The organism is Streptosporangium sp. NPDC051022 (genome assembly GCF_040683035.1).
GTDB lineage: Bacteria > Actinomycetota > Actinomycetes > Streptosporangiales > Streptosporangiaceae > Streptosporangium.
Genome location: NZ_JBFBCF010000028.1, coordinates 73065 through 99090, shown reverse-complemented (window position 1 = coordinate 99090; position 26026 = coordinate 73065). Strand labels below are relative to the sequence as shown.

At 69.9% G+C, this 26026-nt stretch carries 40 protein-coding genes; 39 read left to right on the top strand and 1 reads right to left on the bottom strand.

The window, feature by feature from the left end; genetic code table 11:
• Positions 1 to 36: 36 nt before the first annotated feature.
• The 4 genes from AB0N02_RS35060 to AB0N02_RS35045 all read left to right on the top strand — a co-directional run bounded on the left by AB0N02_RS35060 (position 37) and on the right by AB0N02_RS35045 (position 2526).
• Positions 37 to 1143, top strand: coding sequence for a hypothetical protein (locus AB0N02_RS35060; RefSeq protein WP_363955484.1), 1107 nt, complete (start codon positions 37 to 39; stop codon positions 1141 to 1143).
• Between the two features lie 15 nt (positions 1144 to 1158).
• Positions 1159 to 1638 (top strand): hypothetical protein, encoded by a 480-nt coding sequence (locus AB0N02_RS35055; protein WP_363955481.1) that lies wholly within the window; start codon positions 1159 to 1161, stop codon positions 1636 to 1638.
• A gap of 101 nt (positions 1639 to 1739) precedes the next feature.
• A complete protein-coding gene (locus AB0N02_RS35050; RefSeq protein WP_363955478.1) occupies positions 1740 to 2105 on the top strand; it encodes a hypothetical protein in 366 nt (121 codons plus the stop codon).
• Positions 2106 to 2172: 67 nt separating this feature from the next.
• On the top strand, positions 2173 to 2526 hold the full coding sequence (locus AB0N02_RS35045) for a hypothetical protein (protein ID WP_363955475.1): 354 nt from the start codon (positions 2173 to 2175) through the stop codon (positions 2524 to 2526).
• Positions 2527 to 2689: 163 nt separating this feature from the next.
• On the opposite strand, the gene AB0N02_RS35040 is transcribed toward AB0N02_RS35045, so the two are convergent.
• Positions 2690 to 3193, bottom strand: a complete 504-nt coding sequence (locus AB0N02_RS35040) for a hypothetical protein (RefSeq protein WP_363955473.1) — start codon at positions 3191 to 3193, stop codon at positions 2690 to 2692.
• Between the two features lie 352 nt (positions 3194 to 3545).
• Between AB0N02_RS35040 and AB0N02_RS35035 the strand changes: the two genes are divergently transcribed.
• The 35 genes from AB0N02_RS35035 (at position 3546) to AB0N02_RS34865 (ending at position 25945) form a co-directional block, all read left to right on the top strand.
• Positions 3546 to 4682, top strand: coding sequence for a hypothetical protein (locus AB0N02_RS35035; RefSeq protein ID WP_363955471.1), 1137 nt, complete (start codon positions 3546 to 3548; stop codon positions 4680 to 4682).
• A complete protein-coding gene (locus tag AB0N02_RS35030; RefSeq protein WP_363955468.1) occupies positions 4679 to 5413 on the top strand; it encodes a hypothetical protein in 735 nt (244 codons plus the stop codon). The genes AB0N02_RS35035 and AB0N02_RS35030 overlap by 4 nt, the downstream gene beginning before the upstream one ends.
• Positions 5413 to 5670, top strand: a complete 258-nt coding sequence (locus AB0N02_RS35025; protein WP_363955465.1) for a WhiB family transcriptional regulator — start codon at positions 5413 to 5415, stop codon at positions 5668 to 5670. Before AB0N02_RS35030 ends, AB0N02_RS35025 begins: the two co-directional genes overlap by 1 nt.
• Positions 5667 to 6002, top strand: a complete 336-nt coding sequence (locus tag AB0N02_RS35020; RefSeq protein WP_363955462.1) for a hypothetical protein — start codon at positions 5667 to 5669, stop codon at positions 6000 to 6002. The genes AB0N02_RS35025 and AB0N02_RS35020 overlap by 4 nt, the downstream gene beginning before the upstream one ends.
• Positions 6003 to 6445: 443 nt before the next feature.
• Positions 6446 to 7618, top strand: coding sequence for a hypothetical protein (locus AB0N02_RS35015; RefSeq protein WP_363955460.1), 1173 nt, complete (start codon positions 6446 to 6448; stop codon positions 7616 to 7618).
• Entirely contained in the window at positions 7615 to 8472 is an 858-nt protein-coding gene (locus AB0N02_RS35010) for a hypothetical protein (RefSeq protein ID WP_363955457.1), read from the top strand. The genes AB0N02_RS35015 and AB0N02_RS35010 overlap by 4 nt, the downstream gene beginning before the upstream one ends.
• Positions 8473 to 8481: 9 nt before the next feature.
• Entirely contained in the window at positions 8482 to 8865 is a 384-nt protein-coding gene (locus tag AB0N02_RS35005) for a hypothetical protein (RefSeq protein WP_363955454.1), read from the top strand.
• A complete protein-coding gene (locus AB0N02_RS35000) occupies positions 8862 to 9416 on the top strand; it encodes a helix-turn-helix transcriptional regulator (RefSeq protein ID WP_363955451.1) in 555 nt (184 codons plus the stop codon). Before AB0N02_RS35005 ends, AB0N02_RS35000 begins: the two co-directional genes overlap by 4 nt.
• Complete coding sequence (locus AB0N02_RS34995; protein ID WP_363955449.1) at positions 9413 to 9580, top strand: hypothetical protein; 168 nt, start codon at positions 9413 to 9415, stop codon at positions 9578 to 9580. Before AB0N02_RS35000 ends, AB0N02_RS34995 begins: the two co-directional genes overlap by 4 nt.
• Before the next feature lie 9 nt (positions 9581 to 9589).
• On the top strand, positions 9590 to 10003 hold the full coding sequence (locus AB0N02_RS34990) for a hypothetical protein (protein WP_363955446.1): 414 nt from the start codon (positions 9590 to 9592) through the stop codon (positions 10001 to 10003).
• Positions 10000 to 10221, top strand: a complete 222-nt coding sequence (locus tag AB0N02_RS34985) for a hypothetical protein (RefSeq protein WP_363955443.1) — start codon at positions 10000 to 10002, stop codon at positions 10219 to 10221. Before AB0N02_RS34990 ends, AB0N02_RS34985 begins: the two co-directional genes overlap by 4 nt.
• On the top strand, positions 10218 to 10757 hold the full coding sequence (locus AB0N02_RS34980) for a hypothetical protein (protein WP_363955440.1): 540 nt from the start codon (positions 10218 to 10220) through the stop codon (positions 10755 to 10757). The genes AB0N02_RS34985 and AB0N02_RS34980 overlap by 4 nt, the downstream gene beginning before the upstream one ends.
• A complete protein-coding gene (locus AB0N02_RS34975; protein ID WP_363955437.1) occupies positions 10754 to 11116 on the top strand; it encodes a hypothetical protein in 363 nt (120 codons plus the stop codon). Before AB0N02_RS34980 ends, AB0N02_RS34975 begins: the two co-directional genes overlap by 4 nt.
• A gap of 26 nt (positions 11117 to 11142) precedes the next feature.
• Positions 11143 to 11808 carry a hypothetical protein gene (locus AB0N02_RS34970; RefSeq protein WP_363955434.1) on the top strand — a complete coding sequence of 222 codons (666 nt, stop codon included), beginning with the start codon at positions 11143 to 11145 and terminating at the stop codon, positions 11806 to 11808.
• A 136-nt stretch (positions 11809 to 11944) separates the two neighbouring features.
• Positions 11945 to 12148, top strand: a complete 204-nt coding sequence (locus AB0N02_RS34965; protein ID WP_363955431.1) for a hypothetical protein — start codon at positions 11945 to 11947, stop codon at positions 12146 to 12148.
• Complete coding sequence (locus AB0N02_RS34960; RefSeq protein ID WP_363955428.1) at positions 12145 to 12546, top strand: hypothetical protein; 402 nt, start codon at positions 12145 to 12147, stop codon at positions 12544 to 12546. Before AB0N02_RS34965 ends, AB0N02_RS34960 begins: the two co-directional genes overlap by 4 nt.
• 69 nt (positions 12547 to 12615) lie before the next feature.
• Positions 12616 to 12981, top strand: coding sequence for a hypothetical protein (locus tag AB0N02_RS34955; protein WP_363955426.1), 366 nt, complete (start codon positions 12616 to 12618; stop codon positions 12979 to 12981).
• A gap of 237 nt (positions 12982 to 13218) precedes the next feature.
• Positions 13219 to 13533 carry a hypothetical protein gene (locus tag AB0N02_RS34950; RefSeq protein WP_363955423.1) on the top strand — a complete coding sequence of 105 codons (315 nt, stop codon included), beginning with the start codon at positions 13219 to 13221 and terminating at the stop codon, positions 13531 to 13533.
• A gap of 81 nt (positions 13534 to 13614) precedes the next feature.
• Positions 13615 to 13959, top strand: coding sequence for a hypothetical protein (locus AB0N02_RS34945; protein ID WP_363955420.1), 345 nt, complete (start codon positions 13615 to 13617; stop codon positions 13957 to 13959).
• A 30-nt stretch (positions 13960 to 13989) separates the two neighbouring features.
• On the top strand, positions 13990 to 14175 hold the full coding sequence (locus AB0N02_RS34940; protein WP_363955418.1) for a hypothetical protein: 186 nt from the start codon (positions 13990 to 13992) through the stop codon (positions 14173 to 14175).
• A gap of 185 nt (positions 14176 to 14360) precedes the next feature.
• Complete coding sequence (locus AB0N02_RS34935; RefSeq protein WP_363955415.1) at positions 14361 to 16313, top strand: DNA cytosine methyltransferase; 1953 nt, start codon at positions 14361 to 14363, stop codon at positions 16311 to 16313.
• A gap of 99 nt (positions 16314 to 16412) precedes the next feature.
• Positions 16413 to 17621 (top strand): hypothetical protein, encoded by a 1209-nt coding sequence (locus AB0N02_RS34930; protein WP_363955412.1) that lies wholly within the window; start codon positions 16413 to 16415, stop codon positions 17619 to 17621.
• Positions 17622 to 17673: 52 nt separating this feature from the next.
• A complete protein-coding gene (locus AB0N02_RS34925; RefSeq protein ID WP_363955409.1) occupies positions 17674 to 18741 on the top strand; it encodes a phosphoadenosine phosphosulfate reductase family protein in 1068 nt (355 codons plus the stop codon).
• Positions 18742 to 18842: 101 nt separating this feature from the next.
• The gene (locus AB0N02_RS34920; RefSeq protein ID WP_363955406.1) at positions 18843 to 19016 is read left to right on the top strand and encodes a hypothetical protein; all 174 of its coding nucleotides are present in this window, start codon (positions 18843 to 18845) and stop codon (positions 19014 to 19016) included.
• A 97-nt stretch (positions 19017 to 19113) separates the two neighbouring features.
• Complete coding sequence (locus tag AB0N02_RS34915) at positions 19114 to 19512, top strand: hypothetical protein (protein WP_363955404.1); 399 nt, start codon at positions 19114 to 19116, stop codon at positions 19510 to 19512.
• A gap of 60 nt (positions 19513 to 19572) precedes the next feature.
• Positions 19573 to 20520 carry a hypothetical protein gene (locus tag AB0N02_RS34910; protein ID WP_363955401.1) on the top strand — a complete coding sequence of 316 codons (948 nt, stop codon included), beginning with the start codon at positions 19573 to 19575 and terminating at the stop codon, positions 20518 to 20520.
• 31 nt (positions 20521 to 20551) lie between these two features.
• Positions 20552 to 20950, top strand: a complete 399-nt coding sequence (locus tag AB0N02_RS34905) for a hypothetical protein (RefSeq protein ID WP_363955399.1) — start codon at positions 20552 to 20554, stop codon at positions 20948 to 20950.
• A gap of 72 nt (positions 20951 to 21022) precedes the next feature.
• A complete protein-coding gene (locus tag AB0N02_RS34900) occupies positions 21023 to 21634 on the top strand; it encodes a hypothetical protein (RefSeq protein ID WP_363955396.1) in 612 nt (203 codons plus the stop codon).
• 89 nt (positions 21635 to 21723) lie between these two features.
• A complete protein-coding gene (locus AB0N02_RS34895; protein WP_363955393.1) occupies positions 21724 to 22083 on the top strand; it encodes a hypothetical protein in 360 nt (119 codons plus the stop codon).
• Positions 22084 to 22262: 179 nt separating this feature from the next.
• Complete coding sequence (locus AB0N02_RS34890) at positions 22263 to 22562, top strand: hypothetical protein (protein WP_363955391.1); 300 nt, start codon at positions 22263 to 22265, stop codon at positions 22560 to 22562.
• The gene (locus tag AB0N02_RS34885) at positions 22559 to 22753 is read left to right on the top strand and encodes a hypothetical protein (protein ID WP_363955388.1); all 195 of its coding nucleotides are present in this window, start codon (positions 22559 to 22561) and stop codon (positions 22751 to 22753) included. The genes AB0N02_RS34890 and AB0N02_RS34885 overlap by 4 nt, the downstream gene beginning before the upstream one ends.
• 30 nt (positions 22754 to 22783) lie before the next feature.
• Positions 22784 to 23476 (top strand): GTP cyclohydrolase I, encoded by a 693-nt coding sequence (locus AB0N02_RS34880; protein WP_363955385.1) that lies wholly within the window; start codon positions 22784 to 22786, stop codon positions 23474 to 23476.
• A complete protein-coding gene (locus AB0N02_RS34875; protein ID WP_363955382.1) occupies positions 23473 to 23901 on the top strand; it encodes a hypothetical protein in 429 nt (142 codons plus the stop codon). Before AB0N02_RS34880 ends, AB0N02_RS34875 begins: the two co-directional genes overlap by 4 nt.
• Positions 23898 to 24485, top strand: a complete 588-nt coding sequence (locus AB0N02_RS34870; RefSeq protein WP_363955380.1) for a hypothetical protein — start codon at positions 23898 to 23900, stop codon at positions 24483 to 24485. Before AB0N02_RS34875 ends, AB0N02_RS34870 begins: the two co-directional genes overlap by 4 nt.
• Entirely contained in the window at positions 24482 to 25945 is a 1464-nt protein-coding gene (locus tag AB0N02_RS34865) for a hypothetical protein (protein WP_363955377.1), read from the top strand. Before AB0N02_RS34870 ends, AB0N02_RS34865 begins: the two co-directional genes overlap by 4 nt.
• Positions 25946 to 26026 lie beyond the last annotated feature (81 nt).

Below are 26026 nucleotides of genomic sequence, written 5' to 3'. Positions count from 1 at the left end.
CGGCAGGGTCCGCCACGAGCGGACCCGGGGGGCGTGGTGGCGGAGCAAGAGCTGTGGGAGTACGTGTTCTACGACTGGGCGTCGCACACCCCGATCGACGCGTTGCCGCTGCAAGGGGTGACGTTCAGTCTGGGGATGCGCGCGACGGGTCAGATGAGCGCGAGCATCCCGCTGTACGACTCCCGGTACAACATCTCCCGGGTGACTGCGGCGACGCTGCCGGAGCGCACCATCTGCGTGATCTTCCGCGACCGGCGGTACGTCGGCGCGTACAGGATGATCGACCCTCAGGACTACGACTCGGCGACCGGCGTCATGAGCATCACGGGAGAGGAGCTTCCGGCGATCCTCGCGTTCCGGTTCGTCAACTACACCGGGCCGCGTACGGCGACGCCGTACAACGAGGTCAAGTGGCTGATGGAGCATGCTGCGGATCCGGCGGACACCCGGTGGGTGCCGTGGATCTACGGGTCCGGCGGAACCGGCACGGTGACCCGCGCCTACCGGCGGGAGGAGTTCATGCCGATCCTCGACCAGATGAACGAGGTGACGGACGTGCCGACCGCGTTCGACTGGTGGGCAAGACCAGAGTGGGACACCGCTCATGACCGGCCGGCGTTCGCGATAAAGGGTGTCGGCCGGGGGACACCGGAGCCCGCGGGGCTGGTGCTGGAGTATCCCGGCAGTGCGGAGCGGTTCACCCGTAAAACCAGGCGGGGGCTGCTGACGAGGGTGCATGGCCGTCTCCAGACCGATACCGCGGGAACGGTCATCGAGACGGTGGACCGGCCAGGGCGGCGCGCGGCGGGGTATCCGTTGATCGAGCAGGTCTTTCAAATCGACTCCGCCACGTCCCGGCAGGACCTGATCGACCAGCTCACCCGGATCGCGGACACTGCGGCCGGGCCGAAGCTGCTGTTCGAGTGGGATCTCGGGGTCAGCGCTGCTACGGAGTGGTGGGGGTGGGAGCTGGGCACCTATCCACGGTGCCTGGCGACGGACTACCTGTATCCGGCGTTGCCTGACGGGTCGGCCGGGCTGGACCGGCCGATGCAGCTGGTGTCGGTCGAGGTGACGCCGCAGGGCGACGACGGGGAGCGGGTCAAGGCCCTCACGGGCGAGTTCACGCAGGCCACGGTGTAGAAGGAGGGGGGCAGGGTGACGCGGTGGAGTCATCTGGAGCTGCGGGAGCGCAGCATGGTGGAGGTCGCCGGGGATCTTCGGACCCGGACGGGACGGCTTGAGAATGGGGCGGGATCGGCGCGGCCGGTGGCGCTGCACCCCATCGACCTGTTTTGGAGAGAGACGGGGTCGGGGGCGGCGATCACGCATCAGGGAGTGCTTGCCCGGTCGGGGACTACGATCACGTGCCTGGTCGTGGTGGCTCCGTCTTCTGGGACGATGTCGTGCCGCCTGGTCGCCGCTGTCAACGGGGTGTTGACGTACGGGGCGGCGGTCGTGGCGGGGAGTCCCTCGCCGATCCCGCCGGGCGGGGTGGATGACGCCACCTGGGGCGGGGTGCGGATACCCGTGGTGATGGATCTGCCTGCCGCCTGGCTGCCGGGAGACTCACACACGCTGGCGCTGGAAGTGACCGGGGTCGGCTTGGTCGGGGTGTTGTCGGCCTGGCAGCGCTGACCGGCCTGCTTGACGGCGGGTCGGTTGGAGGCTGACGTTACCGCTGGTCGGCGGGCAGCATGCGGCACCGACAGGCAAGAGGGGACGAGGCGGGGGCCGACATGGTGGACGAGCAGGAGCCGACAAGGGGTGAGCTCGCCCGGACGATGCGCCGGTTCGAGGACGCGTTGAGCGAGATCCGCGCCGATATCAAGGCCTTCGCGACGACGTGGAGCAGCCAGGCTGCGGCCGCGAGCGTACTCACCTTGCGGGTGGAGGCGCTCGAGGCGTGGAAGGGCGACATCACCCGGGAGTTCGACCAGCAGGACAAACGGCTGGACGCGGCCGAGCGGGACCTGTTTGCCCGGCAGGACGCCTACGAGCGGGAGAATGAGCGGCGCCGTCAGACGTCGGGGCGGATCTCGATCGGCATCGCCGCGGTAGGGGCGGTCGTGGCGATCGTGGCGCTGATCCTCAAGCTGAACTGAGAGCAGACGCAAGCCCTGCCGGGTGGCAGCCTCCCGCGGTGTCATCCCCGACCCTGGAGGCTTTCCGATGCGAGACACAGTCCTGTCCTACATCCGCACGTTCGTGCCGGTGTGGGTGGCGTCCCTGGTGGCGCTGGCAGCCAAGGCGGGCATCGACCTGCCACTGAACCAGACCACGATCGTCGTGCTGGCCGCGGCGATCTCCGGCTACTACCTGATCGGCCGGCTGCTGGAGAAGGTGCCGCCGCTGGCGTGGCTGGGCAAGCTGCTGCTGTCGGCCGGGCTGGCGGGTGAGCCGACCTACGGCGACCGCGGCCGTTCTTCGCAGGGCGGCAGCCCGTACGCCTACGGCGGGTACGTGCGTGGCGACGACGGACGTCTGGGCAGGGGCGACACCGGGAGCGGTTACCCGGGTAGTTGATCAGCCCCTACACTGACCGGTGAACTCCGGCCGTGAGGTTGGTGTTCCTTTCCGGTGCGCCGCTCGGGCGCGTCTGGGGATCGGGACCCTCTTCGTGAGGGGCCGCACCCGATCTTTAACTGGGCGTGCCTGGGCGGCGCATTTTCATGCCCGCCCGCCGGAGTTACAGGTGTGCGCTGACGGCTCGTTCGGGGGCGTCGGTGGGGTGGTCGTCGGGCTGGTTCCAGCGCCGGTACCAGTCGTCGAGTTCGGCGGCCGCGGTCTCGGGGGTGGGGGCGCATCCGCCGGGGATGGGGTTGATGCAGGTCTTTCCGAGGATGTCCCAGACGGCTTGACCGGGGCCTGCGGCGTGCTCGCAGAGGTCGGCGTGACCGAACTGGTGCCGGACTTCCTCTTCGCCCATCCGGAGGCGGTCGGCGATGACGGGCCAGGGGGTGCCGTTCATCCGTTCCATGGTGACGCAGCGGAACAGGATCTCCATCGTCATGTTGCGTAGTCGGCGGCCGTAGTCGATCCAGTCGCCTGGGGCGGCGTGTTCGTCGCTGGTGGTGGCGACACGGCTGGCGGCGAATTCGGCGACTTCGCGGAGGCCGGCGGATACGCCGACGCGTGTGGCTTGGCGGCCGTCGAGGGTGGGGTGGCCATCGTCGTGGGGGGGATGAGACACCGAGGTCCTCCGGGGTGTGGCGGGCGTTCGGGTCCGCGTTGGTATCAGGGTAGAGATCTGCGGTTGCTCTGCCCAGGGTTTACGTCTCTATACATCTCGGAAACCTGTTGCTTACCCAAGAAAACCCGAATACGCTGTATTCAAGCTTCATGTGAGTCCACGGGTTTTTGTGTGGGATCGGACGTAAGGCAGGGGTGCGCGGCACGCTCGCCTGCGATGGCCGCCTCCCTACTCGGACCTGTGTAGTGCGGCGTCTCGGACGCCGGGCGCGGGAAGCGGCCCCGCTGCCTGGCCGAGACGAAGGAACAGGAGAGGAACACCTATGACGTTTGCTTTTGCCCCTGCTCAGCGTGTGGCTGAGCATGCCCGGATCCTGCTGGACGGTTTGCCGGGTGCTGGGACGCTTCCGGTTGCGCTGCGGATCGCTCGCGGCCTGGTGGGTGAGGACGGTGTGATCGGCGTGGTCGACACCCAGCGGGGTGCCGCCGCCCGGTATGCCGACGAGCACCGGTTCCTGCACCTGCGGGTCGACTCGTGTTCGCCGAAGGCGATGCCGGACATCGTCATGGCGGCGGTCGCCGCCGGGGTGGATTGCCTGATCGTCGACACGTTCACGTCGTTCTGGTCGGGCCGGGACGGGCTGCTGATGCTGGTCGACCAGCACCGCAAGTCACCGACGCAGTCCGGGTGGGCTGAGGCTCGCCCGTACGAGCAGGCCATGATGGACGCCCTGCTGGACTACCCGGGCCACATCATCGCGACCCTGCGGGTCCGCTCAGAGATCGCGGTCGGCGCCGACGACACCGGGCGCCCCTCGCCGTGGAAGGTCGCGCTCAAGCCCGACCACCGCGACGGCCTGGAATACGACTTCCAGGTGGCCGCGTCCCTCGGCCTGGACGGCGCGCTGACCATCACCTCGACCTGCGTGGAGGACGTCCTCGACCTCCAACTCGGCGCGGTCCACGCCAAGCCGGGGGAGGAGTTCGGGCAGCAACTCGCCGCCTGGCTCGGCCAGGGCGTCGTCGAGCCGACGTTGCGTGACTACCTCGCGCGGTGCGCCGCACCGGACGCGACCAGCGCGGAACTGTTCGCGCTGGCTGAGCAGGTGCAGGCGCGCGGCATGGCCGGGCTGACCGTCCGCAACCGGCAGGGGCAGACCGGGCCGCTCATCTCCCTGCTGACCGCGAAAGCGAAGTGGCTGGCCCGGCGCGAGCAGCAGACGCCTTCGCCGCCTCCGGCGCCGGACACCAGCAGCTTGGTCCCGCCCGCCTCGGGTGTGCCGGACTACGTGCCCGACGACAAGATGACCGTCGCCGAGTTGACCCTGCGGATCGCGCACGCCCCCGACCACGACGGGCTCAACACTGTCGAGCAGGACCTCGCCGACCTCAAGGCCAACAACGTCATCAGCTCCAACGACCACGGCCACCTGTACCGGCAGGTGGAGCAGCGTCGCTACAACCTCACTCACGCGGGGGCCCAGCAGTGACCGCGACCCTGCCTGAGACCCTGCCCGCCCCTACGGCGCCGCCTTCGGTCGAGCGGCCGGTCAAGGTGCGGTGGCCGCGCCCCACGACCGGCGCCCGCGCCGTACGGTGTGCGCCGTCGCGACGGGACGTCGCGACCCAGCTCGCCAAGCGGAGGCTGCTGGCCGAACGGCTCGCCGCGCTGATCGCCGCCAACGTCGCCCAGCTCAAGCAGGTGCAGCGTGACGGGCGGTCGTGGATGTGCCCCGGTGACGACGAGACCGTCTTTCTCGGCGCCGAGCGGATCGGCTACGTCAGCATGCCCGAGACCGGCCACACCCTGTCGATCAGTGACGAGGACGCGTTCTTCGCCTGGCTGATCGATGAGGGGCACTCCTCGGAGATCGTGTGGCGGATCGAGATGACCGCCGCCCAGTTCCAGCGGTTCCTGGGCGGTGAGGCCGCCCCGGGCAGCGACGCCCCGGCCACGCCGTCCGTACGGCCCGCGTTCTGGAAGCTCCTGACGGACGCGGTGAAGACCACCGGCCGGACCGTGCACCCCCGTACGGGCGAAGTGAGCCCCATCCCCGGCCTCGCCGTCGTCGCCACAAACCCTTCTCCCGCGTTCAACAAGGCCCCCGGAGTCAAACACCCGAAGATCGCCTGCGCGGCCCGCAGCGGCGATCTCAGTGCCGCAGACGTGGCTTCCCTGCTTGATCTCCCCACCCCCACCGTTCAGAGCGGAGACTCCTAATGCGTTTCACCAACACCCCGCTGTGCGCCGACCCCGCCGTCGACCCCGAGATCTTCTTCCCCATCAGCGAGATCGACCCGCGCGAGGTCGAGCAGACCGAGAAGGCCAAGGCGATCTGCCGGTCCTGCCGGGCTCAGGAAGAGTGCCTGGAGAAGGCTCTCGACGGCGGCCCGTTCACCGCCTTCGGCGTCTGGGGGGCCCTGACCGAGCAGGAGCGCCGCAACCTCAAGCGCCGCCGTGCCCGGAGCGCGGCATGAACATCTCCCCACAGGAACTGCCTGGTCACTGCCCGGCCACCGGCAAGTACCGGTACGCCACCCGTGAAGAGGCCCGCGCCGCAGTGCGCCGCTACCACCCGGGCCTGCGCATGGTCGAGTACGACGACTGCCCGCACTGCTCCGGCTTCTGGCACTGCGGCCGTCCCCGCTACTGGGGGCGCGTCCCCGGCGCGATCTGCGGTGTGTCCACGGACCCGGCGTTCCGGCGGGAAGGTGCGGTCCGCGCGGCGCACATCCTCGCCGGGCCGGGCCACGCCGTGACCCGCTGCGGCAGCCACTGGCACCTCGCGCCGGTCCCGCTCGCCGCCTGAAAACGGACATACCACTGGGCGGTATGTGGGTCGGGGGCGGACACAAGCCCGCCCGGTCTGCTCCCATCACCCTCCCCTGCTCGTCCGCTCGGGCCAACGGGTCCGCCGACCCCGCCATCAGGTGGCGGTTAAGGCGCCTACCCGGCCCCAGCCGGCGAGCGGGGGACACCTCCGCCCGGCACACACCACGAGGTCCTCAACATGCGTCATCTCCCCGGCCACGCCGCCCAGGACGGCGACCGCCTGGAGGCCGGAAACCACAACGGCGACCCCCGCAAGGGTCGCCGCCGCAGCCGGGCGGACGGGCCAACGTCCGCCGGACTGCCTCGCTCATCCACGAACAAGCACCATGAGGAGGCCACCGTGAGCGTAACCGACGCTCCACGCGGTCTTGCTGAATCCGCTGCTCTCTGCCCCTCCGAGATCCTCACGGAGGTGTCGGCGTGAGCAACATCTCTGAAGAGTGGGCGATGTACCACTCCCCGGTGAAGACCCCGGTGGAGCGGCTTGTCCTGGTCGCGCTCGCACAGCGAACCGGCGACGACGGCTGCGACGGCTACAAGTCCGCCAAGACACTCGCCAAGGCGGCGCTCTGCCACCCCGACGTCGCGTCGCGGACCCTGCGGGAGCTCAAGGCTCGCGGGATCGTCAAGCTCGGCGACCAGAGGGCCGCCGAGCACATCGCCGAGTACTGCCGCCCCGTCGTTTACGACATCCAGATCCCTTACTCCTGGTACAGCGCCGCTCAGATGGAGCACCTCAACCAGGAGCGTGCTGCCAAGGGGCGCGCGCCGCTGATGCCTTCCGGCCGGCCGGATCTTGCGCCTGCCCCGGAGCGGACGTCCCGCAGCGACAAGGGCAAGAAGGCGCCGCAGCGCCGCCCGAAGTCTCTGGGCCCGCGCGAGGAGGTCGCCAGCGACGAGCAGCACGAGGGGACTGACAGTCAGGGGGGGACTGAGAGTCCGGGGGGACTGACAGTCACCGGAGGGGGGGATTCTCAGTCACCGGAGGGGGGGACTCTCAGTCACTCAGGGGGGGACTCTGAATCTAACAATTCCCTTAGAGAACTCCCTGGGGTTAATTCCTCTTCTTCTTCGGACTCCTTCGCTAACGCTCAGGAGTCCGCGGGGGAGGGGCAGCAGGCGAGCCTTCTCGGCGACGACGACCCCACCCCGGCGCCGAAGAAGACCAGCCGCAAGGGCAAGACCAAGGAACGCACCGAAGACGAGCAGGCCCGGTTCGACCAGGCGCACGCCCTCGCGACCGGCTGGTGGGAGCGCTGCGAGGCCCTCGGCATCCCGAACATCAAGCGCAGCAACACCGGGCCGAGCGGCTTCGTCGGCTTCCGGGCGATGCTGGAGCGCGCCCTGGCCTCCGACTGCACGGTCTACGAGATCAAGTGCGCCCTGGACAGCCTGCGCACCCCGTTCCCCAGCGTCACTCGCTTCCAGGACGCCGTCGCCAAGCAGCGCGGCATCGCCTCCGCCCCGCAGAGCAACTACGGCAAGCCGCCCAAGCCACGCGTCCACAACCCCGCCGTTGACGCCGACGACCGCGCCGCCGCCGCAGCGGCGTTCGGCGAGACCCCCTCGACCTCGTTCGGAGCTTCCTGGTGACCCAGCCTGCCCGGCGCCCCAACCGCCACCACATCCCCGTCCACCAGATCGAGACCACCCAGGCGGGCAACGGCCTGGCCGACGTCGTGCCCATCACCGGCCGCGTGCCCGCCCACCTCGCTGACGTCCTGCGCGGCAAGAAGCAGATGAGCCCGGAGGAGGCCGCCCGCGCCGACGCCCTCATGGCGCGCGACGAGCAGGCGGCATTCGCCGACGCTGCCGCCCGCCGCGAAGCAGGCCGGGCCCGTCTGTGGGCGCGCCGCTGCCCCCGTAAGTACCAGGCCGCCGCCTACGCCCAGTTCCACCCCCAGCAGGACCCCACCGGCACCCACCTGGCCACCCGCACCAAGACGGCCAACGCCGTCACCACCTGGCTGGACAGCCCCCACCAGGGCCTGCTGCTCAAAGGGCCATCCCGGCACGGCAAGTCCTACGTCGCCTACGCCATCGGCCACGCCGCCCGCGCCCGCGGCCTATACGTGTCCGCCTGGTCCATCCCTGTGCTCAACAAAGCGCTGCGTGGAGACCTCGGCGAGAAAGAAGCCGCCGCCGCGTGGGCCGAAGCCTTCGACTCCGACCTGTTCCTCGTCGACGACCTCGGCCAAGAGAACACCACCGGCTGGACCAAGGAACAGCTCTACGTCATCGCCGAATACCGGCTCACCGCCGGAGACGACGACGGCGAAGGCGGCACCCGCCCCTACCCACGCCGCATGGTCACCACGACGAACTTCGGCTACAGCGAGCTGGCCAGCATGTACGACGACCCGCTCATCGAACGGCTCCTCGAAGACACCGTCGTCGCCGTCATCGAAGGCCAGAAGCTCTCCGCCTTCGCCACCGACCCCTTCTGAGAGACCACCGTGATCACCCTCGACCGGGCCGCCCCGTGCATCAGCACGGGCGGCCACGCCCTCAAGGCGTGGATGGACAGCGAGGCGAAGCCGCCCCGCCCGATCGGCCTCACCTGCACAAACTGCGGCTCCTGGTGGCCGATCGCCGTCAGCCACTACGTCATCTTCATCATCGAAGCCTGGCGGGGCCACAACGTCGGCCACACCATCGACGGCCGCCACCTCGACCGCACCCGCTGCGGCATACCCATGACGCCCGGCACCTGGACCACCACCGAACACCCCCGTCATGGGTGCACCGCCTGCCTGCCCACCCCCAACCGCGACGACACCGAGACCGGCACCGCCGGAGACGGGGAGAACCAGCTCGGCCTGTGGCAGGACGTCCAGTGAAGACCACCGACCGGCAGAAGTACGACGCCGCGCTGCGCGCCCAGCAGCGCGCCCGCACACAGTCGCCCACCCCGGTGCCGTACCGCATCACGACCGCACTCGACATGCGGATGCTGTACGGCCCCGAAGTCGACCGCGCCCTCGGCGTAGAAGAACCCGCCGTCGACCAGTGGGAGACCGGCGAGCTGGTCCCCACCCGCGAGCAAGTCGAGGCCCTGGCCAAGCTCACCGACTACCCGGTCGAGTTCTTCTACCGGCCCGTCGACCCCACGGACCGGGGCGCCACCGGCTTCCTGTGCAGCAGCAGCTGGCCGAAGGGCCGTCGCTGCGAACGCATCGAGCTCGGCCCGCCCCCGCCGGCCGCCCCCGTCATCCCGCTGCCCGGCCGCGGACGCCCCGTCTGGTACTGCCGCATCCCCAGCTGCCGATCGCCCGGTCCGCACTCTGCCTCCACCGCCCAGGCCGCCGCCGCGGCCTGGCGCCGCCACTACCTGTGTGAACACTTCCAGCCGCCCGCCCCGACCCCGGCCCGCCCGAAAGGATCTCGATGAACCGCCGCCGCAACCTCCTGCACGGCCTCGGCTGGCTCCTAGCCGCCACCGCCTTCCTCGCATTCCCGCTGCTCGGCCTGTCCCTCTGGTACGTCCCTGTCGTCTTCTGTGCGTGGGTCGGCGTCATGCTCGTCGCCCAGGCCGCCCTCAACGTCGAGGAGTAAGGCCCCGCCATGCCCCGCACAACCCATGACCGCGTGTTCCGCGTCTGGCGCACCCTGTCCTTCACCGCCGCACCCCCCGGCTGGCGGCTGATCTACATCGTCCCCGACGAACCAGACGGCATCCTCGCCGTGCCGATGCCCGGCTGGGTCACCCAGGAGGCATGCCTCCTCAACCCGGTCACCGACACCATGACCCGCGCCCCCATCCCCGAAACCCGCGTCGTCGCCGCCAGCACCCACGACAACGGCGAGATCGAAGAAGCCTGTCTCACCGACAACCTCTGGCTCGCCCTGCCTCCCGACGCCGACCTGCCCACCGCCGACGCCATCCAGGAAGCCGCCGCCGAGTACCGGCAGGCAGCCGAACGGCGCCGCACGACCGCCGAGCAGCACCGCCCCGCCGAACAGGAGACAGCCAGGTGAGCACCCACGAGGCACAGCAGCCGATCTACGAAGTCCGCTGCAACCACGACGGCTGTACGGCAACCTTCACCCCGGAGACCGGCTTCTCCAGCCGCTTCGCCCGCCAGGCCCGCCATGCCGCCAAACAGGCCGGATGGGACGTCCCGCCGCCGTACGGTAAAGGCTCCCGCTCTCCACTCGACTTCTGCCCCGAGCACGTCCAGCGGCGCCCCCGGTGACCACCCGCCCCCACCCGCAGCCCGGCACCACCGCGTGCCGGGCCTGCGGCGGCACCCTCCCCGGCGACGGCCCCAACGAGACCGTCTGCCGATGCGGCTCCATGTGGGAGACCAGCGAACCCGACTGGCGCACCATCCGCCACCGGCTCGCCCTCCGCGCCGGCCACGCCTGCGAAATCTGCGGCGCCACGCTCGGCCCCGGTCGGGAAGGCACCGTCCACCACCGGCAGCCGCGGGGGATGGGCGGCACCCGCCGCCACACCATCCACTCTCTGGCCAACCTCATGCTTCTGTGCGGCGGACGGCTCGGCGGCATCACCGGCTGCCACGGCCTGCGCGTCGAACTCGACCGCGCCGCCGCCCAGGCGCTCGGCTGGATCGTCCCGCACGGCGGCGGTCCCGACGCCGACCCCCGCAGGGTGCCCATCGTCCTGTGGCACTCCGGCCGCCGCGTTCGCCTCGACGACGTCGAAGCCACCTACCTGCCGCCCCTCGACGGCCCCGCCTACTACATCCCGACCCTGGAGACAGTATGACCACCGACCAGCCCACCACCGCTACCGAGACCGAGACCGAGGAAACCCGCGGCTGCCACCGCGTCGGCTGCACCTTCGAAGTCGTCACCGCCCACGCGCACGGCCCCATCGCGATCGTCTGTACCGGCACCTGCGGCCGCTCCTGGCCGGTCACCCCCGCCGAGAACGTTGCCGGGTACCTCGTCGTCAGCACCCGCGGCACCGACACGAGACTGTGGAACGCCCCTCGGATCTGCCGCACCCCCGCAGAAGCTAAGACCGAACTCGCCTTCTGGCAGAAGTCCCACGCCGCGATGAACCGCGACATCACCCTCCGCACCGCCGCGGTCGTCTTCCTGCCGGATCAGACCGGACAGTAACGACGATGCTCAGCAGACTCCCCGCCATGACCCTTCACAGCGAAACCACAGCACCTGACACCAGCACGGCCGACACACCGCGCCTACCCAACTGGCCGCGGGCGGACAACGGCGGCGGCATCGGCTACCCCCGCCTCCTCCAAATCCGCGGCGCAGGAGGAGCCTGGCATCTCTTCATCGACGGCGAGGAATTCCCCTACTTCTACGACCCGAACGCGGTCGTGCCCATCGCCCGAGACAACATGCCGGGAGTGACGATCACCCTGCTCGCCCGACACTTGCAGGTCGACCAGACCCTCACCCCAGCCGACGAGAACCCCAACGCCTGGGACACCTCCCACACGCCGTACGTCACCACCCGAGAGGAGACCGCCAAGTGGGCACGCACCGTCCGCGACCGGCTCCAGGAAGACGAATACGGCCACACGAACGGCGCCCAGGGCCTCGCCGGGCTCGTCCAGGTCCACCGTAGCTACCGGGGGTGGAGGCTGGTCATCGACACCATCCCCTTCCCCTACCTGCTTGCTCCCGACGCCGTCGTTCCCGTCCGCAGAGCGGAGCTTCCCACCGTGGAGATCACTCTCCTGGCGCAGCGCGTCCAGCTCGACCTTGCCGTTCCCTTCGCCCTTCCCCACCCTGCCGCATGGGACACCAGTACGAACCTCGCCCCCGACCAGCGGCCGACTCCCTGAACAGCAACAGGCTCCGCGCCGTTCAACGCGGTGCGGAGCCCAGCTTCCCCCTGCAGAAGAATGCCTCCATGACCAGCCACTTCGATTTCCCTTAACGGCATGGAGACACAAGCCCCCGCCTGGGTACGCTGAACACATGCACGCCGCCCCCGCCCAGAACGCCGAGACCGTCGACTACACCGACGAAGTGCGAGACGCCGCACTCGACCAGCTCCGCGAGCTGTTCGGCGGCCAGCCGCCCGCCGAGGACCTCATCACCCGCGCCCGCGCGTTCGCCGCCGACCCCAGCACGGCTGCCGCCTTCCACACGCAGGCCGACGCCGCCGAGCAGCCGGAGTGATCGGAGGCCGCGTACTCGACACCAGCGCCCTCTACGCCTGGAGCCGACGCTCCCCCTACCTCGAAGCCGTCGCGTGGTCCAGCCTCCAGGACCACATCGTGATCGCCGTCCCCATCCCCGCGCTCGCCGCCGCCTACGGCCAGATCCGCGACCGCGACCGCGACATCCTCGACGTCCTGCTGAACCTGCCGGTCACCATCACCACCGGCGAACTCACCCGAGCCAACGCCTCCAGCCTCGCCCGCACCCTGCGGTCCGCAGGCGGCCACGCCCCCGCAGCACTCACCGCCGCCTCCGTCGTCGAAGCCGCCACCTCCAGAGACTGGCCCGTCCTGACGGCCGAGCCGTACCCACTGCGGGCCCTCGCCCCGCACCTCGTCATCGAACCCCTCCCCTGATCCGCCCCGCTCAGAGACGAGCGAGCCGTTCGCCTCTCCCCGGAGCGTTCCGGCTGATATCCAAGGCGGATGGCCTTAGACGATGAACCCCAGTGGCGGGAGCTCCTCGAGCGCGCCCACGCCGCAGGAGTGGACGCCTTCCGCAGAGCCGCGACCGAGCCCTACGCCGACCTCTGCGGCGGCGCGAAAGTACTGATCACCCCGGAAGACGATGACCTCGCCCGCTGGCTGACCCGAACCGGCGGCTTCCACCCGGACCCCGACCACAAGGGAGCGGTCAGCAGAAGAGCCGAGGTCAAACCGGAGGAAGCCCCCGGCATACGACCTCCGATCGTCGCCCAGTCCTACCTCGCGGCCCACGCCTACGCCGGCGTCTACGTCGCAGTCCTGGTCACGGCTGGAGTTTCCGCGCACCCCCGTTCCTGGCTGAACTGACCCCCGCCCTCGGCCCGCCGCCCCTCCCCGGGACGGCGGGCTTTCGCATACCCGCCCCGGGCACCCGCACTGAGGCCAGACACTAACCCTCCGGCCCTGCCATCCTCCCCGCGTCGTCCTGACAGCCGGACCGCGAGGAGACGCCACCATGGCCATACCCGCCTGCTCACCCGTACCCCGCCTGCCCGCGCCCCGCCATCCTGGGCGTGCCCGGCGGGCCGGCCGATGAGGCGCCCAGTGCCCGCCGTCGTCGCCTCCGTCCTGGCCGCCAACGCCGCCCTGCTCCTGGGGGCCGCCGCCATCGCCTACATGGCCGGCCACCGCCGAGGCCGACGCGAGAACCGGCAGGAGATCGCCCGTCTGACGGCGCGCCTGGGCACCTTCACCCGGATCCTCCGCCCGCTCCCGGCGTCGCTCCAGCTCGGCAACAAGGGCGTCCGCCTCCCGCCGGAAGACCTCGCGACGCTCGCGATCCTGGTCCGCCACCCCGGCCCGGACGGTGAGCAGATCCTCGCCCTGGAAGCCACTTTCAATTCCCCGGAAAACCCGTAGACGCCAATTCAAAGAAGCATTATAGTTATGGGTGTCGAGAGGGGCATGCGGCGCCCCTCCCCACACCGGAAAGGCACACCAGTGCGCGAATACCTGAACCACCTGGCCGACGACCTGCGCGCCGCCGGATTCCCCGCCGGAGCCAACTCCTTCGAGGACTACCGGGTCCGCGTCTACGACGCCAACGACGACGTCCACGTCGCCATCAACACCGAGACCGGCCACGTCACCATCGCCCGCCTCCTCCCCAACAGCCCCCGCGACATCCGCTGGGAGATCGACTACGGCAACCCCTGGCCCGTCCTCACCGGCGACACCCGCCCCGCCTGGGAAACCCGCTGCACCCCCCACACCCCGGCCGCCATCGTCCTCGCCATCACCCGCGAGGCCCACACGCTGCGCCGCTTCGAGCCCACCCCCGTCTGACCCGCCAACCACCTGCATAGGAAAAACAGAATGAAGATCATCGCCCTCCTCGGGTTGGTCTGCTCCATCGGCCTCCTCGCCTTCGGCATCTACGACGTGGCCACGATCGGCAACGGGTGGACCCAGATCCTCTTCGGCAGCGCTGGCCTGGTCATTCACGCCCTTTATCTGCGACCGAAGCGCACGCCCAGCAGCCGCACCAAGACCACCCGCTGACACTTCTGCCGCCCCCGCCCAGCGGGGGCGGCCCACGAGCCTTCAAGAGGAAACCTCGTGATCACCAACCTGTTCGCAGGCCCAGCCGGATGGGACATAGGCGCCAGCGTCCTCGGCCTCGACACACCCATGCACGGCTACGACCACCGCCGATGCAACCCGCATGTCTCTCGGAAGGAGTCTCGGTGAGTCGCCGCCCTTCGCAGCAGCGCCGCGTTGCGACACATCGCCCCGCCGTACGCCAGCGCCGGTTCCGCCACGACGGGCTCATCGCCGTAGACCTGTTCTCCGGTTTCGGCGGGCTCACGAAGGGCATCGAGCTCGCGGGATTCACCACGATCATGGCGGCGAACCACGACTCCTACAAGGTCGAGGTCCACGAGGCCAACCACCCGCACGCCGAGCACTGGATCGCGGACCTGGTGGACCCGGAGTCGTCCGACTACCACTCCGCCAGGGACCTTCCCCCGGCTGATCTCCTGGTCGCTGGCGTGAGCTGCGTGAACCACTCGCAGGCCAACACCCAGAAGGCATACGAGCAGCGGCTGTCGCTGTTCGACCTCGACGACCCCGAGTTCGAGGCGCGCGTCACCAAGTCAGAGCGCGACCGTGCCACAGCGAACTGCGCGCTTCACTACACCGCCCAGCATCACCCTCGGATGATCCTCATCGAGTGCACCACCGAACTCACCTCCTGGGGCCCGGCGGTGCCAGGCAAGAAGTACGGCGACGGCACCACCTTCCGCTGGTGGATCAAGCAGTTCGGTATCGAGGGCTACAAGCACCGCGTCCTCTACCTCAACTCGATGTTCTTCGGCGTCCCACAGTCCCGGGACCGGATCTACATCGTCTTCTGGGACAAGCGCCTGCCCGCCCCGGACCTTGACCACAGGCCCGAGTCGTGGTGCTCCTTCTGCGACACCCTCGTGCAAGCCGTGTGGACCTGGAAGACCGGGATCCCGCCCACCGGCAGCGTCCGCTACGGCAAGCAGTACGAGTACCGGTGCCCCTCATGCAGGGGTCTCGTGATACCTCCGTTCGCGCCGTCGCTGCATGCGCTCGACCTCTCCAACCTCGGCACCAAGATCGGTGACAAGCCGCTCCGCGAGTTCAAGGACAAGGAGACCGGCGAGATCGTCCTCAGCCCACTCGCGCCAGCCACCATGGCCCGAGCGGAGCGATGCAGACAGCGGTTCGCCGACTTTCCCGCCGTGCTCATGCCAGCCAAGGCTCAGCGCGGCTCAGAACGCCACCCCTGGCAGCCCCTCGTGACGCAAACCAGCCAGCAGGAGACAGCGGTCATCTCGACCGGCGCGCTCATCGCCGCAGCGAGCAACACCTACGAGCGCCCTGGCTCCGACTGCCGCACGCGCGATCTGGGCGCACCTATGCCCTCACAGACCGCGACCAACACCCAGGCGTTGCTCACGCCCCCGGCCGCCATGGTGACCGGACAGGTGATGGTTGCGCATCGTCACAACGGCGACGGCCAGCACATCACCCGGCCGATGGACACGGTCACGAGCACGCACGAGAAGGCGGTCCTGCTCGCGGTGAACAACTTCCAGGGGGTGCCTCGCGGCGTCAACGAGACGCTCCCCACACAGGGCGGCTCGGAGACCCTGTCGCTGCTCTCCACTGGTGTCCTCCCGTTCCGGAAGAACACCACCCCAACGGCGCATGCCGAAGCCATGCCGACCGTCACGTCCGATCAGATTCCCGGCGTGCTCACCGCAGCCGGGACCATCAAGAACAACGGGTCGATCGACGAGGCGAAGTACCGCGCCCACGGCCTCGACGACCCGCTCGGCACTGTCGTTGGATCCGCGATCACCCAAGGCATGCTCTTCTCCGGCTGGCACGAGCAGGACGGCACCGAACTACCCCACGCCGAATGGCGCGAGGTCCTCGCGACCCTGAAGCTCGAAGACTGCTACTTCCGCATGATGGGCCCGCACGAGGTCGGCCGAGGCTGTGGCTTCGACGTCGACTTCGCTGGCCGCCCCGGCACCTTCACCGTCTGGGGCTCAGCACGCGACCAGGTCGACGGCTTCGGCAACGCCGTCAGCCCCCCGGTCGGGCACTGGATCGGCAGCCGCCTCCGCGCCGCCCTCCACGCCGAAGAAGGCCGCGCATGACCACCAGCACCGACGACTGGTTCGACCTCGTCGACGACGCCTGACCACCGTCCGCCTGGGGCGGCGCCCACCGCGCCGCCCCTCACGCCGGAGACCACCTTGAGCACCAACACCACCCACGCCACCCCGGCCGCCGCGCCGGTAATTCTCTCCTACGGGCTCGGCGTGGACTCCACCGCGATCCTGCTCCGCTGGCTCCTGGAACCCGAGACCCGCGACTTCGACCTGGCCAACCTCGTCGTCCTCACCGCCCAGACCGGCAACGAATGGCCCGAGACCGGCCGCCTCGTCGAGCAGCACATCTACCCGCTGCTACGCGAGCACGGCATCCGCACCGTCCAGGTGGCGCGCGCCACCTCCTCCCAGAGCGACGGCATCACCATCCTCGGCGACACCCGCACCCCGGAACGCTGCTACATCGCCGGGGCCTACACCCTGGCCGAAGAGATGTTCGCAGCGGGCACCGTCCCGCAAACCGGCGGCGCCCGCCTGTGCTCGGTCAAGTCCAAGGGCTGGTGCCTGGACCAGTGGATCAAGAACCACACCCAGGGCGGCCCGCACCGGCACGTGATCGGCTTCGAGGCTGAGGAGATGCGGCGCGTCCTGCGTGACTCCCAGCTCGGGCTGCCTGGCCGCATACCCTCCTACCCGCTGGTCGAGTGGGGATGGACCCGCCAGACATGCGAGGACTACATCCTCGCCCACCTCGGCGTCGCCTGGCCCAAGTCCGCGTGCTCGTTCTGCCCCTATGCCCTGACCAGCCAGGCGGGCCTGGAGCGCACCCTGACCCGCTACATCGCCCACCCCGAGGAGGCGATGCTGCCCCTGCTCATGGAACACATCGCCGTCGCCCTCAACCCCCGCCAGGGACTCATCGCGGGCGACCGCCTGGCCGACGCCCTCGTCGCCCGGCCCGACGCCGGGCCGCTCCTGGCCGCCTTCGACGCCCACCTCGACGCCCAGCCGTGGACCGTCTACGAGGTCAAGCGCGCCTTCCGTGCCCACCCCGACGACATGATGCGCCCCGCCAACGCCGTCCGGTCCCTGCAACGCTTGGCCGAGCTGGACGGCACCCGCACCGACGCCCTCAACCGCCTCAACCTCCTGGCCGACCTCCACGAGACGCCCGTCGAGCACGACGGCGCCCACCGCCGCGTCTGGCTCCGCCACCGCAACATCTACTACCCGTGCGCCGAACACGCCCTCGTCGCCGCGCCCGCCCTCGTGCCCGACAAGGTCGGCCCCGGCTTCGACACCGCGTGGGACACCGCTCAGCGCGGCCCGTCTCAGCTGTCCCTCCTCACCTGAACCCGCCCCGGGGCGGCGCTCACCGCGCCGCCCCACCCGCCCGGAGACTCCTGTGCAGCTCACCCTCGACGCCCCCGAACTTACGCCGCCGCCCGCGGCCTTCCCGAACCTCCACGACCACGACGCGATCGTGATCTGCTCCAGCGGCGGCCAGGACTCCACCGCCATGACGGCCTACCTCGCCGAGCAGATCACCACTCAGAACTACACCGACCCCGTCGTCGTCATCCACAACGACCTCGGCACCACCGACACCGGTGAACCCATCGAATGGGCCGGCGCCGAGCAGCTCGCCCGCGAGCACGCCGCCGCCTACGGGTTCCGCTTCGAGGTCCTGCGCCGTGAGAAAGGCGGTCTGTGGCAGCAGCTCCTGACCGAACGGCACCTCTGGATGGGGGAGCGGGCCCGCTGGTGCACTGCCGACCAGAAGACCAGCCAGGGCATGAAGTTCGTCACCCGCCTCACCACCGAGCTCCGCGACCAGCTCGGCATCACCGGCCGGCCCGTCCGCGTCCTGTACTGCCTGGGGCTGCGCGCCGAAGAGTCCGCGGGCCGCCGTAAGCAGCCGCCCCTGGCCGTCGACACCGCGCACTCCAGCGGCGCCCGGACCGTCACCCGGTGGCTCCCCATCCACGCCTGGACCCTCGACCAGGTGTGGGAGCAAATCCGCAAGGCGGGCCTGCGCACCCACGACGCCTACACCCGCGGCATGGCCCGCCTGTCGTGCCGCCTGTGCATCCTCGCGTCCGTCGACGACCTCATGCTCTCCGGCGCGCTGAACCCCGCGGTGCTCGCCGACTACCGGCGGGCCGAACGCGAGCTCGGGCACCGCTTCACCGCCACCCTGTCCATCACCCAGATCACCGCCGCCCTGACCGCCGCCCGCCTCGCACTCACCAACCCCGACCTGGCAGCCGTCCAGGAGGGCACCCTCTACCACCTCACCCGGGAGATCGTGGACGAACAGAACGAGCTGCGCACCGGCACCTATGTCCGCACCGGCAAACCCCGGCGATGGACCGCCCAGCAGGTCGACGAGCGTACCCGCGCCCGCGTCGCTCAGCTCATGGTCTCCGCTCGCCGGGCCATACGGCTCGCCACCTCACCTCTCGTGCAGTAAAACCCGTAGACGCATCTCCAAAAAAGCATTAATATTTGAGGTGTGGAACGGGATTGACCTCCGCTCGCAACGCCCCAAGAACCTTCGCAAGGGAGATGCCAATGGCCGAGATGAGCCCCGGAAGCCGCGCGATCCTCCACCAGGCCATCACGGACGCCCACCTCGCCGACCGCACCGGAATCGACACCAGCCAGCTGCTCCACCTGGACGGCATGTCCGAGGAGGACGCCGCACCAGCGATCGACGACGTCTACGGACAGATCCACTTCGACTAGCCGAAACAGGCGGCGGGCCCCCACCCGCCGCCTCCTCATCTCCCCGCCCGACACGCCGTACCCCTCATCACAAACCGCCATCAGGCAGGAGCGCCACATGAGCACCACCCCCACGCCGATCAGCGCCGACGACGTCGCCGAACTCTTCACCGGAAGCGACAACGACCTCTGCGAGGACCTGAACGCCTGGCCCGGCCTGACCAGCAAGGGCAACGTCGTCTTCATCAAGATGACCCCCGCGATCGACGGTGAAGCCGACAAGAACGCCGTCACCCACTTCCGCGCCGTCGTCGCCCCCGTCACCGACGAAGCCCTCCAGTACGGGCCGCTGGAGGAGCCGATCATCACGGCCAAGGGTGAGGTGTACATCCCCTACCCCGAGGGTGGCGGCGTGTTCCTGACCCCCGAGGAGGCCTACGCGCAGAGCGCCGTGTTCGCTGCCGCCGCCGGACTCGCCGAGAAGGCCCGTCGGTCCGCCGCCCCTGACGAGGACTAACTCCGCCCGGCCGCCCCACCACCCGGGGCGGCCCCCTCACCCCTGGAAGGGAGGAACAGCGTGATCTGCGACGAGGAAGACCTGCACTTCTACCTCGGCACCCACCGGCCCGGCTGGATCCATACCGCCCCGGCCGGCGTGTCCCTGTTCATCTCCCACCGGGTCCTCCGCACGTACAAGACGCTCCCCACCCTGGAATGGCCGGTCCATCGGCACGTCGCGATCGACTCCGGCGCGTTCACCGAACTGTCGCTCCACGGCGAGTTCGTCACCACCCCCGAGGAGTACGTCCGCGCGCTGGCCCGCTACGACGACGAGATCACCGACCTGGACTGGGCAGCCCCCCAGGACTGGATGTGCGAGCCGTTCATGCTCGCCAAGACCGGCCTCACCGTGGCCGAGCATCAGCGCCGCACCGTCACCAACTTCGTCCGCCTCGTCGAGCTGTGGCCCCAGTACAGCGACGCCACCGAATGCCCCGTCATGCCCGTCATCCAGGGCTGGACCGTGGACGACTACCTCGCCTGCGTCGACCTCTACGAGCAGCACGGCGTCCGCCTCGCCCAGGACTACCCGGTCGTCGGCGTCGGCTCCGTCTGCCGCCGCCAAGCCACCCGCGAGATCGGCGACATCTTCCGCACCCTCGCCCAGCTCGACCTGCCCCTGCACGGCTTCGGCGTCAAGCTCGCCGGAATCCGCCAGTACGGCCGCTACCTCACCACCGCCGACTCCATGGCCTGGTCCTACGCCGGCCGCCGCACCCCCACCCAGTGCGGCTCCACCACCCACCGCTCCGAAGCGAACTGCCAGACGTTCGCCCTGGCCTGGCGCGACCGCGTCGAAGCCGCCGCCGCCGAAGCCAAACGCGAGCGCTTCACCCCCGACCAGCTCGACCTGTTCCCCACCCCGCGCCGCACCACCCCAGAGCACACCGCCAAGCCCGCCCAGCAGACCACGACCGAACAGCGCAGCCAGTCCACCCAGCTCGGCCTGTTCCTCGCCGCCTGACCCATCACCAACCAGAACGGAGCACCACCCCGTGACCGACATCAACGACTGGAACGACGACCGCAGGCCGTACGACGACTCCCCGGAACCGCCCGAGGAACCGCCGCTCAACCTCGACGACGTCGCCAAGCACTACCACAAGGCGCTCGCCGAGGACATGACCGGCATCCCGAAGCACTCCGCCGAAGCGCTGGCCGCCGTCCCCGAACTCCTGGCCCGGCTGCGCTTCGCCGAGGCCGAGGTCGAACGCCTGCGCAACCTGCCCCGCACCTACCAGTACGCCGTCACCAAGGGCAGCCCGCCGACCGCCCGCACGCGCCCCGTCACCCGGGAGGAAGCCGAAGCCGCATGGAGGCAGCCCAACCGCGTCCCCTGGGTCCAGACCCACATCACCGACCCCTGGGGCGTGATGGAGGAGCCCCCCTTCTGACACACCGCCCCGAACCTGACCCCGGCCGCCCCGAACCCGGGGAGGCCCCCACCCGACAAGGAGCTTCACACCGTGAGCATCGACAACCGTGTCCTCACTGCCCGCGTTCACACCAGCGTCGGCCCCGACATCATCGAGATCGGCCGTTCCTTCCGGGACGACCCTCTCACCCCCTACATCACCCACCGTGACACCGACGTCGACGACCGCGGCTACCACCCCGGCGGGCAGCGCATCGACTCCGCCGACCTCGTCCTGCCCGCCACCGGCCTCGACAACGTCATCGGCGTTGTCCTGCGCTTCACCGACCCCGACGACGTCCTCGACGTCATGAACCGCCTTCACGGAATCCGGGAGCGCCTGTCGAAGCGCTTCACCGACGACGACTTCCGCGACCTCACCGAAGACGAGGCAGTGAAGGCAAACGACCAGATGCTGAACGATCACATCGACCAGATCGACGAGCTGGAAAAGGCGTGGACGGAGATCCACTACGGTCCCGGCACATACCGATCCGGGGCCGACCACGACCTCGACCAGCGCCGATGGGACGCCCTCGTCACCGCGAAGAACAAGATCGGCATGTGCCTGGAACCGCACTGCCGCAGCATCGGCCTCTGCCAGGAGCACGGCACCGGATCCCCCCGCGACGCCTCCCAGGCGACCGCATCCATCGCGATCTGAAGACCTCCGCCTACCCCTGAGCCTCCCGCCTGCCCCCGCGCGCACCACGCGGGGGCTATCACTTCGAGCACACCCGAAGGGACAACTACATGAACGCCCCTCGCAGAACCGCGCTGGACATGCTGACCAGCCGAGCTTCGTCTGACGACATGATCGAGGAGCTCGCCACCGCGTTCCTCGACAGGCTCGCTCACGAACACCCGAAGCCAGGCGAAGGAGAAGACTGGTATTGCCTGAACCTGACCTCGTTCATGGGGGAACGCATGGGCGGCGTACTCGTCCGCCTCCGCGAGGCCGAGACCGAGGTGAACCGGCTCCGCACCGAGCTGGCCTCCGTCCAACAGGACGCCACCAAGTGGAGGCGTATCGAGTTCGAGATCGAGCGCGCCGCCGACCACGGCGCCTCAGACGCCCAAGACCTTCTCGCCACCGCCAACGGCGAGAACTGATCACCTGTTCTGACCCCGAAAGTCACCGCCGAAGGCGGGATCCGGGACTCGCACTTCTCTCAGAACGTCACGACGGCGGCCACCCCTCGCGCAGGGACGGCCGCCGTTCGCGTTCCTCGACTCCAACCCTTCCGGTCGAGACCAGACGTAAACCCCACTGGCCCGCTACACCAGCCCGTATGGACACGCACGCAGCCCTGACCAGCCCCTTCCACGCCGCATGGTTCACCACCGACCCTGGCACCCCCATCTACGACGACCTCACCCGCGAACGCGGCATCACCCCCGCCGGACTGCCCAGTCCCCGGCCGCGCGGCATGTTCGAACCCGCCGTCCCCGTTCCCGTTGAGGCCTCCACCCGCCAGGCGCACCCGAACCCGTACCCGCCAGCCGCCGGGGCGGACGAGCACCGTGGCGAGGTCGACGAGCCGACCCAGGTGTACCCGCGACATCCCGCCCGCCCCCTGGCGGCGCGATGAGCCACCGCCAACCCGGCCAGGAACCCGGCGCCTGGTGGGCCACCGCCGCACTCCACACCGGGCTCCTGGCCCTCGCCGGGATCCTCGTGTGGGCCGCGGCCACCACCACCATCACGCCGCTGCGCTACGCCGCCTACACCGCCGCCGCCGCGGTCGTCCTCGCCGAGATCGCCCGCTTCACCCTCACCTGAACCCACCTTCGAGAAAGCCGGAGCCCAGCTGTGACCTCTCCCGACACCGTCGCCCGCACCGCTGTGACCACCCGCATCACCGACAACCTCCCCGGCCCCTGGGAGCCCGCCCGCGACGAAACCAGCAGCCCCGCAGCCGACGCGGAGGGCCTGTCCCTCAACGACCACGCCACCGGACTCCTCGAAGGCCTCGGCATCGACACCACCTCCAGCCCCACCAAGGGCACCGGCCGCCGCTTCGCGACGGCGATGCGCAACCTCACCTACGGCCTGCACGTCAACCCCGGCCGCTACCTCGAAACCCTCACCCGCCACACCCCGGACGGCTTCCACACCCCGGCCGCCCACATCGCCGTCTGCGCCATCCCCGTCCGCGGCATCTGCACCTGCCACGCCCTGCCGTACACCGGCACCGTCGACGTCGCCCACCTGCCGCCCGGGGGCGGCGTCTACCCCCACGCCGGGCAGATCACCCGCTTCGTCCAAGCGCTCGCCGCCCGCCCCACCAACCCCGAGACCCTCATCCACTCCATCGTCGCCGTCCTCGCCGGCCGCCTCGGCGCGCTCACCAACGGAGTCGCCGCCCGCGTCACCCTGCGCCCCATGTGCGACCTCATGCACAACGGCTCAAGCAGCGCCGCAGTCACTGCGTTCCACGCCACCGGCGACCTCCTCGACCCCGCCCAGCACACCGCCCTCCTCACCGCCTGGAGCACACGATGACCACCCCCAAGCCGTCCGCCATCGCCACCGTCACCCTGCCCCGCGACCTCGCCGACGCCCTGATCGCCGCCGGCGTCGCCACCCCCCACGGCGCCGACGACACCCTGTTCCCTCTCACCTCCCCGGCGCCGGTCGAGGCGAGCAAGCACCGATACGCCGCCCCCGGATCCGCTGTTGAGAAAGCCGAGCAGGTCTACGCCGCCATCGTGCAAGCCGGAATCAACGGTGTGTTCCGCTCCGCCGTCGACTCCATCACCGGCAGCGAAGGCAGCAGCAAGCACGCCCTCGACACCCTCATCCGGCAGGGCCGTGTCTTTCGCGTCGGCAAGTCCATCGCCACCCGCTACTACGCCACCTGCCACCGTGCCGCCCTGGAAGCCGACCTCATCGCCCGCACCCTCGGAACCATCACGGAGAAGCCATGACCACCAGCCAGGACTTCACCACCGCGGACGGCCAGGAGCAGGAGGAGGAGAACGGCAAGTTCGGCCGCAAGACGAAGCTCACCCCGGAACTTCAGGAAGAGCTGTGCCGACACCTCGCCGCCGGCCAGTACCTCAGAACCGCCTGCGACCTCACCGGCGTCCATGAGTCGACTGTTTACCGGTGGCTCGACCAAGGCGAACCTGAAGACGCGCCGGAGCTGTTCCGTGACTTCCGCGACGCCGTCACCCGCGCCCGCGCCGAGGCAGAGGCCGAGATGGTCGACGTCGTGGTGCTCGCAGCCAAGGGCGGCGCCGTGGTCAAGGAGGTCACCCGCACCCGGCCGGACGGCTCGGAGGAGACCGAAACCCAGTACACGCCACCTGACGGAAAGGTCGCACTGGAGTACCTGGCCCGCACCCGCGGCAAGGACTGGAGACCCGTCAAGGCCGTCGAGGTGTCCGGCCCGGACGGCGGCGCCGTCCACCTCTCCCACGGCGTCAACCTCGACGCGCTCGCCGCACGCGTCTCGAAAGCCCGCCAGGACCACGAAGCCAACCAGACCCCCGAGGAGTCCCCGAAGTGACGCCATGCGACTGCACCACGAAGACCGCGCGGGCCGAACTCCGCACCGAAGCCGCCATCCGCCGCCTGGGCCAAGTGGCCGACCTCGCCGCTCAGCACCTCGCCGACACCCAATCCCGCAACGGTCGGCCGCCCATCGTCGGCCTGACGGCCGGAGGGCCCGCGGTCGCGCACCTCGCCGAGCTGGTGCTCGCCCTCACCGGCCCGGCCTCCCCTTCGAGGGGAGGGCTGTGGTGGCCGGAGCGCGGCCGTGAAGACCTGTGGATGGTGCTCCTCGACGCCGTTCGCCACCGCAGCCGGGGCCTGTGGGAGCTCCTCACCCAGCGCTGCGTCACCATCGACCTGAGCTTGCCCGGCCTCTATCCCCCCTCCGCCATCCGGATGCTCACGCTCGGGTTCGACGGCGACGACGCCAACTCCAACTTCCTGTACCTGAACGGGTACAGCCGCGTGGGTGAGCTGCTGACCGCCATCACCGGCACCCGCTGGGACGTCGACTCACGTGTTGACCCGCCCGTCTTCGCCGAGCTGCCCACCGCCCCAGCCGAACTCGATGAGAACACCATCGAGGGGCGAGTACGGCACGACATCGCCGCCCGCCTCCGCGGCCAACAGCAGCGGTGTCCGGACCACCCGCCGGGCTCCGGCGTGCGCCCCTCCTGCCAGGTGTGCAGCGTCAACTTCACGCTGCGCGCCGCCGAGCAGATCGCGCTCGGCCAGTGGAACCCCTCCACAGGGCAGAAACCCCTCAGCGAGGTCCCGGAGTACGGCACCCCGGAGTACGACTGGTGGATCGCCGGGATCCGCCGCGCCCACCAGTACGCCACGGACGGCCTCGGAGGCCAGGCGCTCGAGTTCCTGGAGACTGCCGAGACTCTCGCGCGCCGTCACCCGGCCGCGACCGCGGCCGACCTCGCCGGGGACCTGGCCGCTGCCTACCCGCACGCTGACACCGGGACCGCCGCAGAGCCGGCCCCGCCTGCCGTGGCCGACATCGTTGAGCGTGCCCTGACCGCGGCACAGCAGAGGATCGAAGCGTCCGCAGCCGAAGCGTTCGACCGCCTGGTGATCGGCGACCGCGAACCACGCTTCACTGGCATCCTCGGATACCCGGCACCCTTCACCCCGCAACTCCTGCGGGATGCCGTGGAGAAGGTCCGCCGGGCACCTGCCTGGACGCCGCACGCCTACTTCCGCGGCCCCGCCGAACCGTGCCCCTGGACCGGTGACGGTCTGCGGTGGGAGCCGAAGGAAGCCCCGGCCACACCTGCCCGGCCGAGCGGTCCAGTGCGGGAGACGAAGGAGAACCCCGCCCCCGACGCCCACCCTGAAGACGAGCCGGACGACGACACCGAAGACGACGCCCCACCCTCGATCGCCTGGCTACGGTTCGGCGTCGACTTCGCCAGGCCCGGGGATCCGGTCCTCTACGACGCGGGCACGCGCCAGTTCCTGTCGTAGAAACGCCTGTGGGCGCCAGCTGTACAGTACGGCTGGCGCCCACAAACTCCTGGTGCTTCCTCCTACGAGGTGTACGTGACC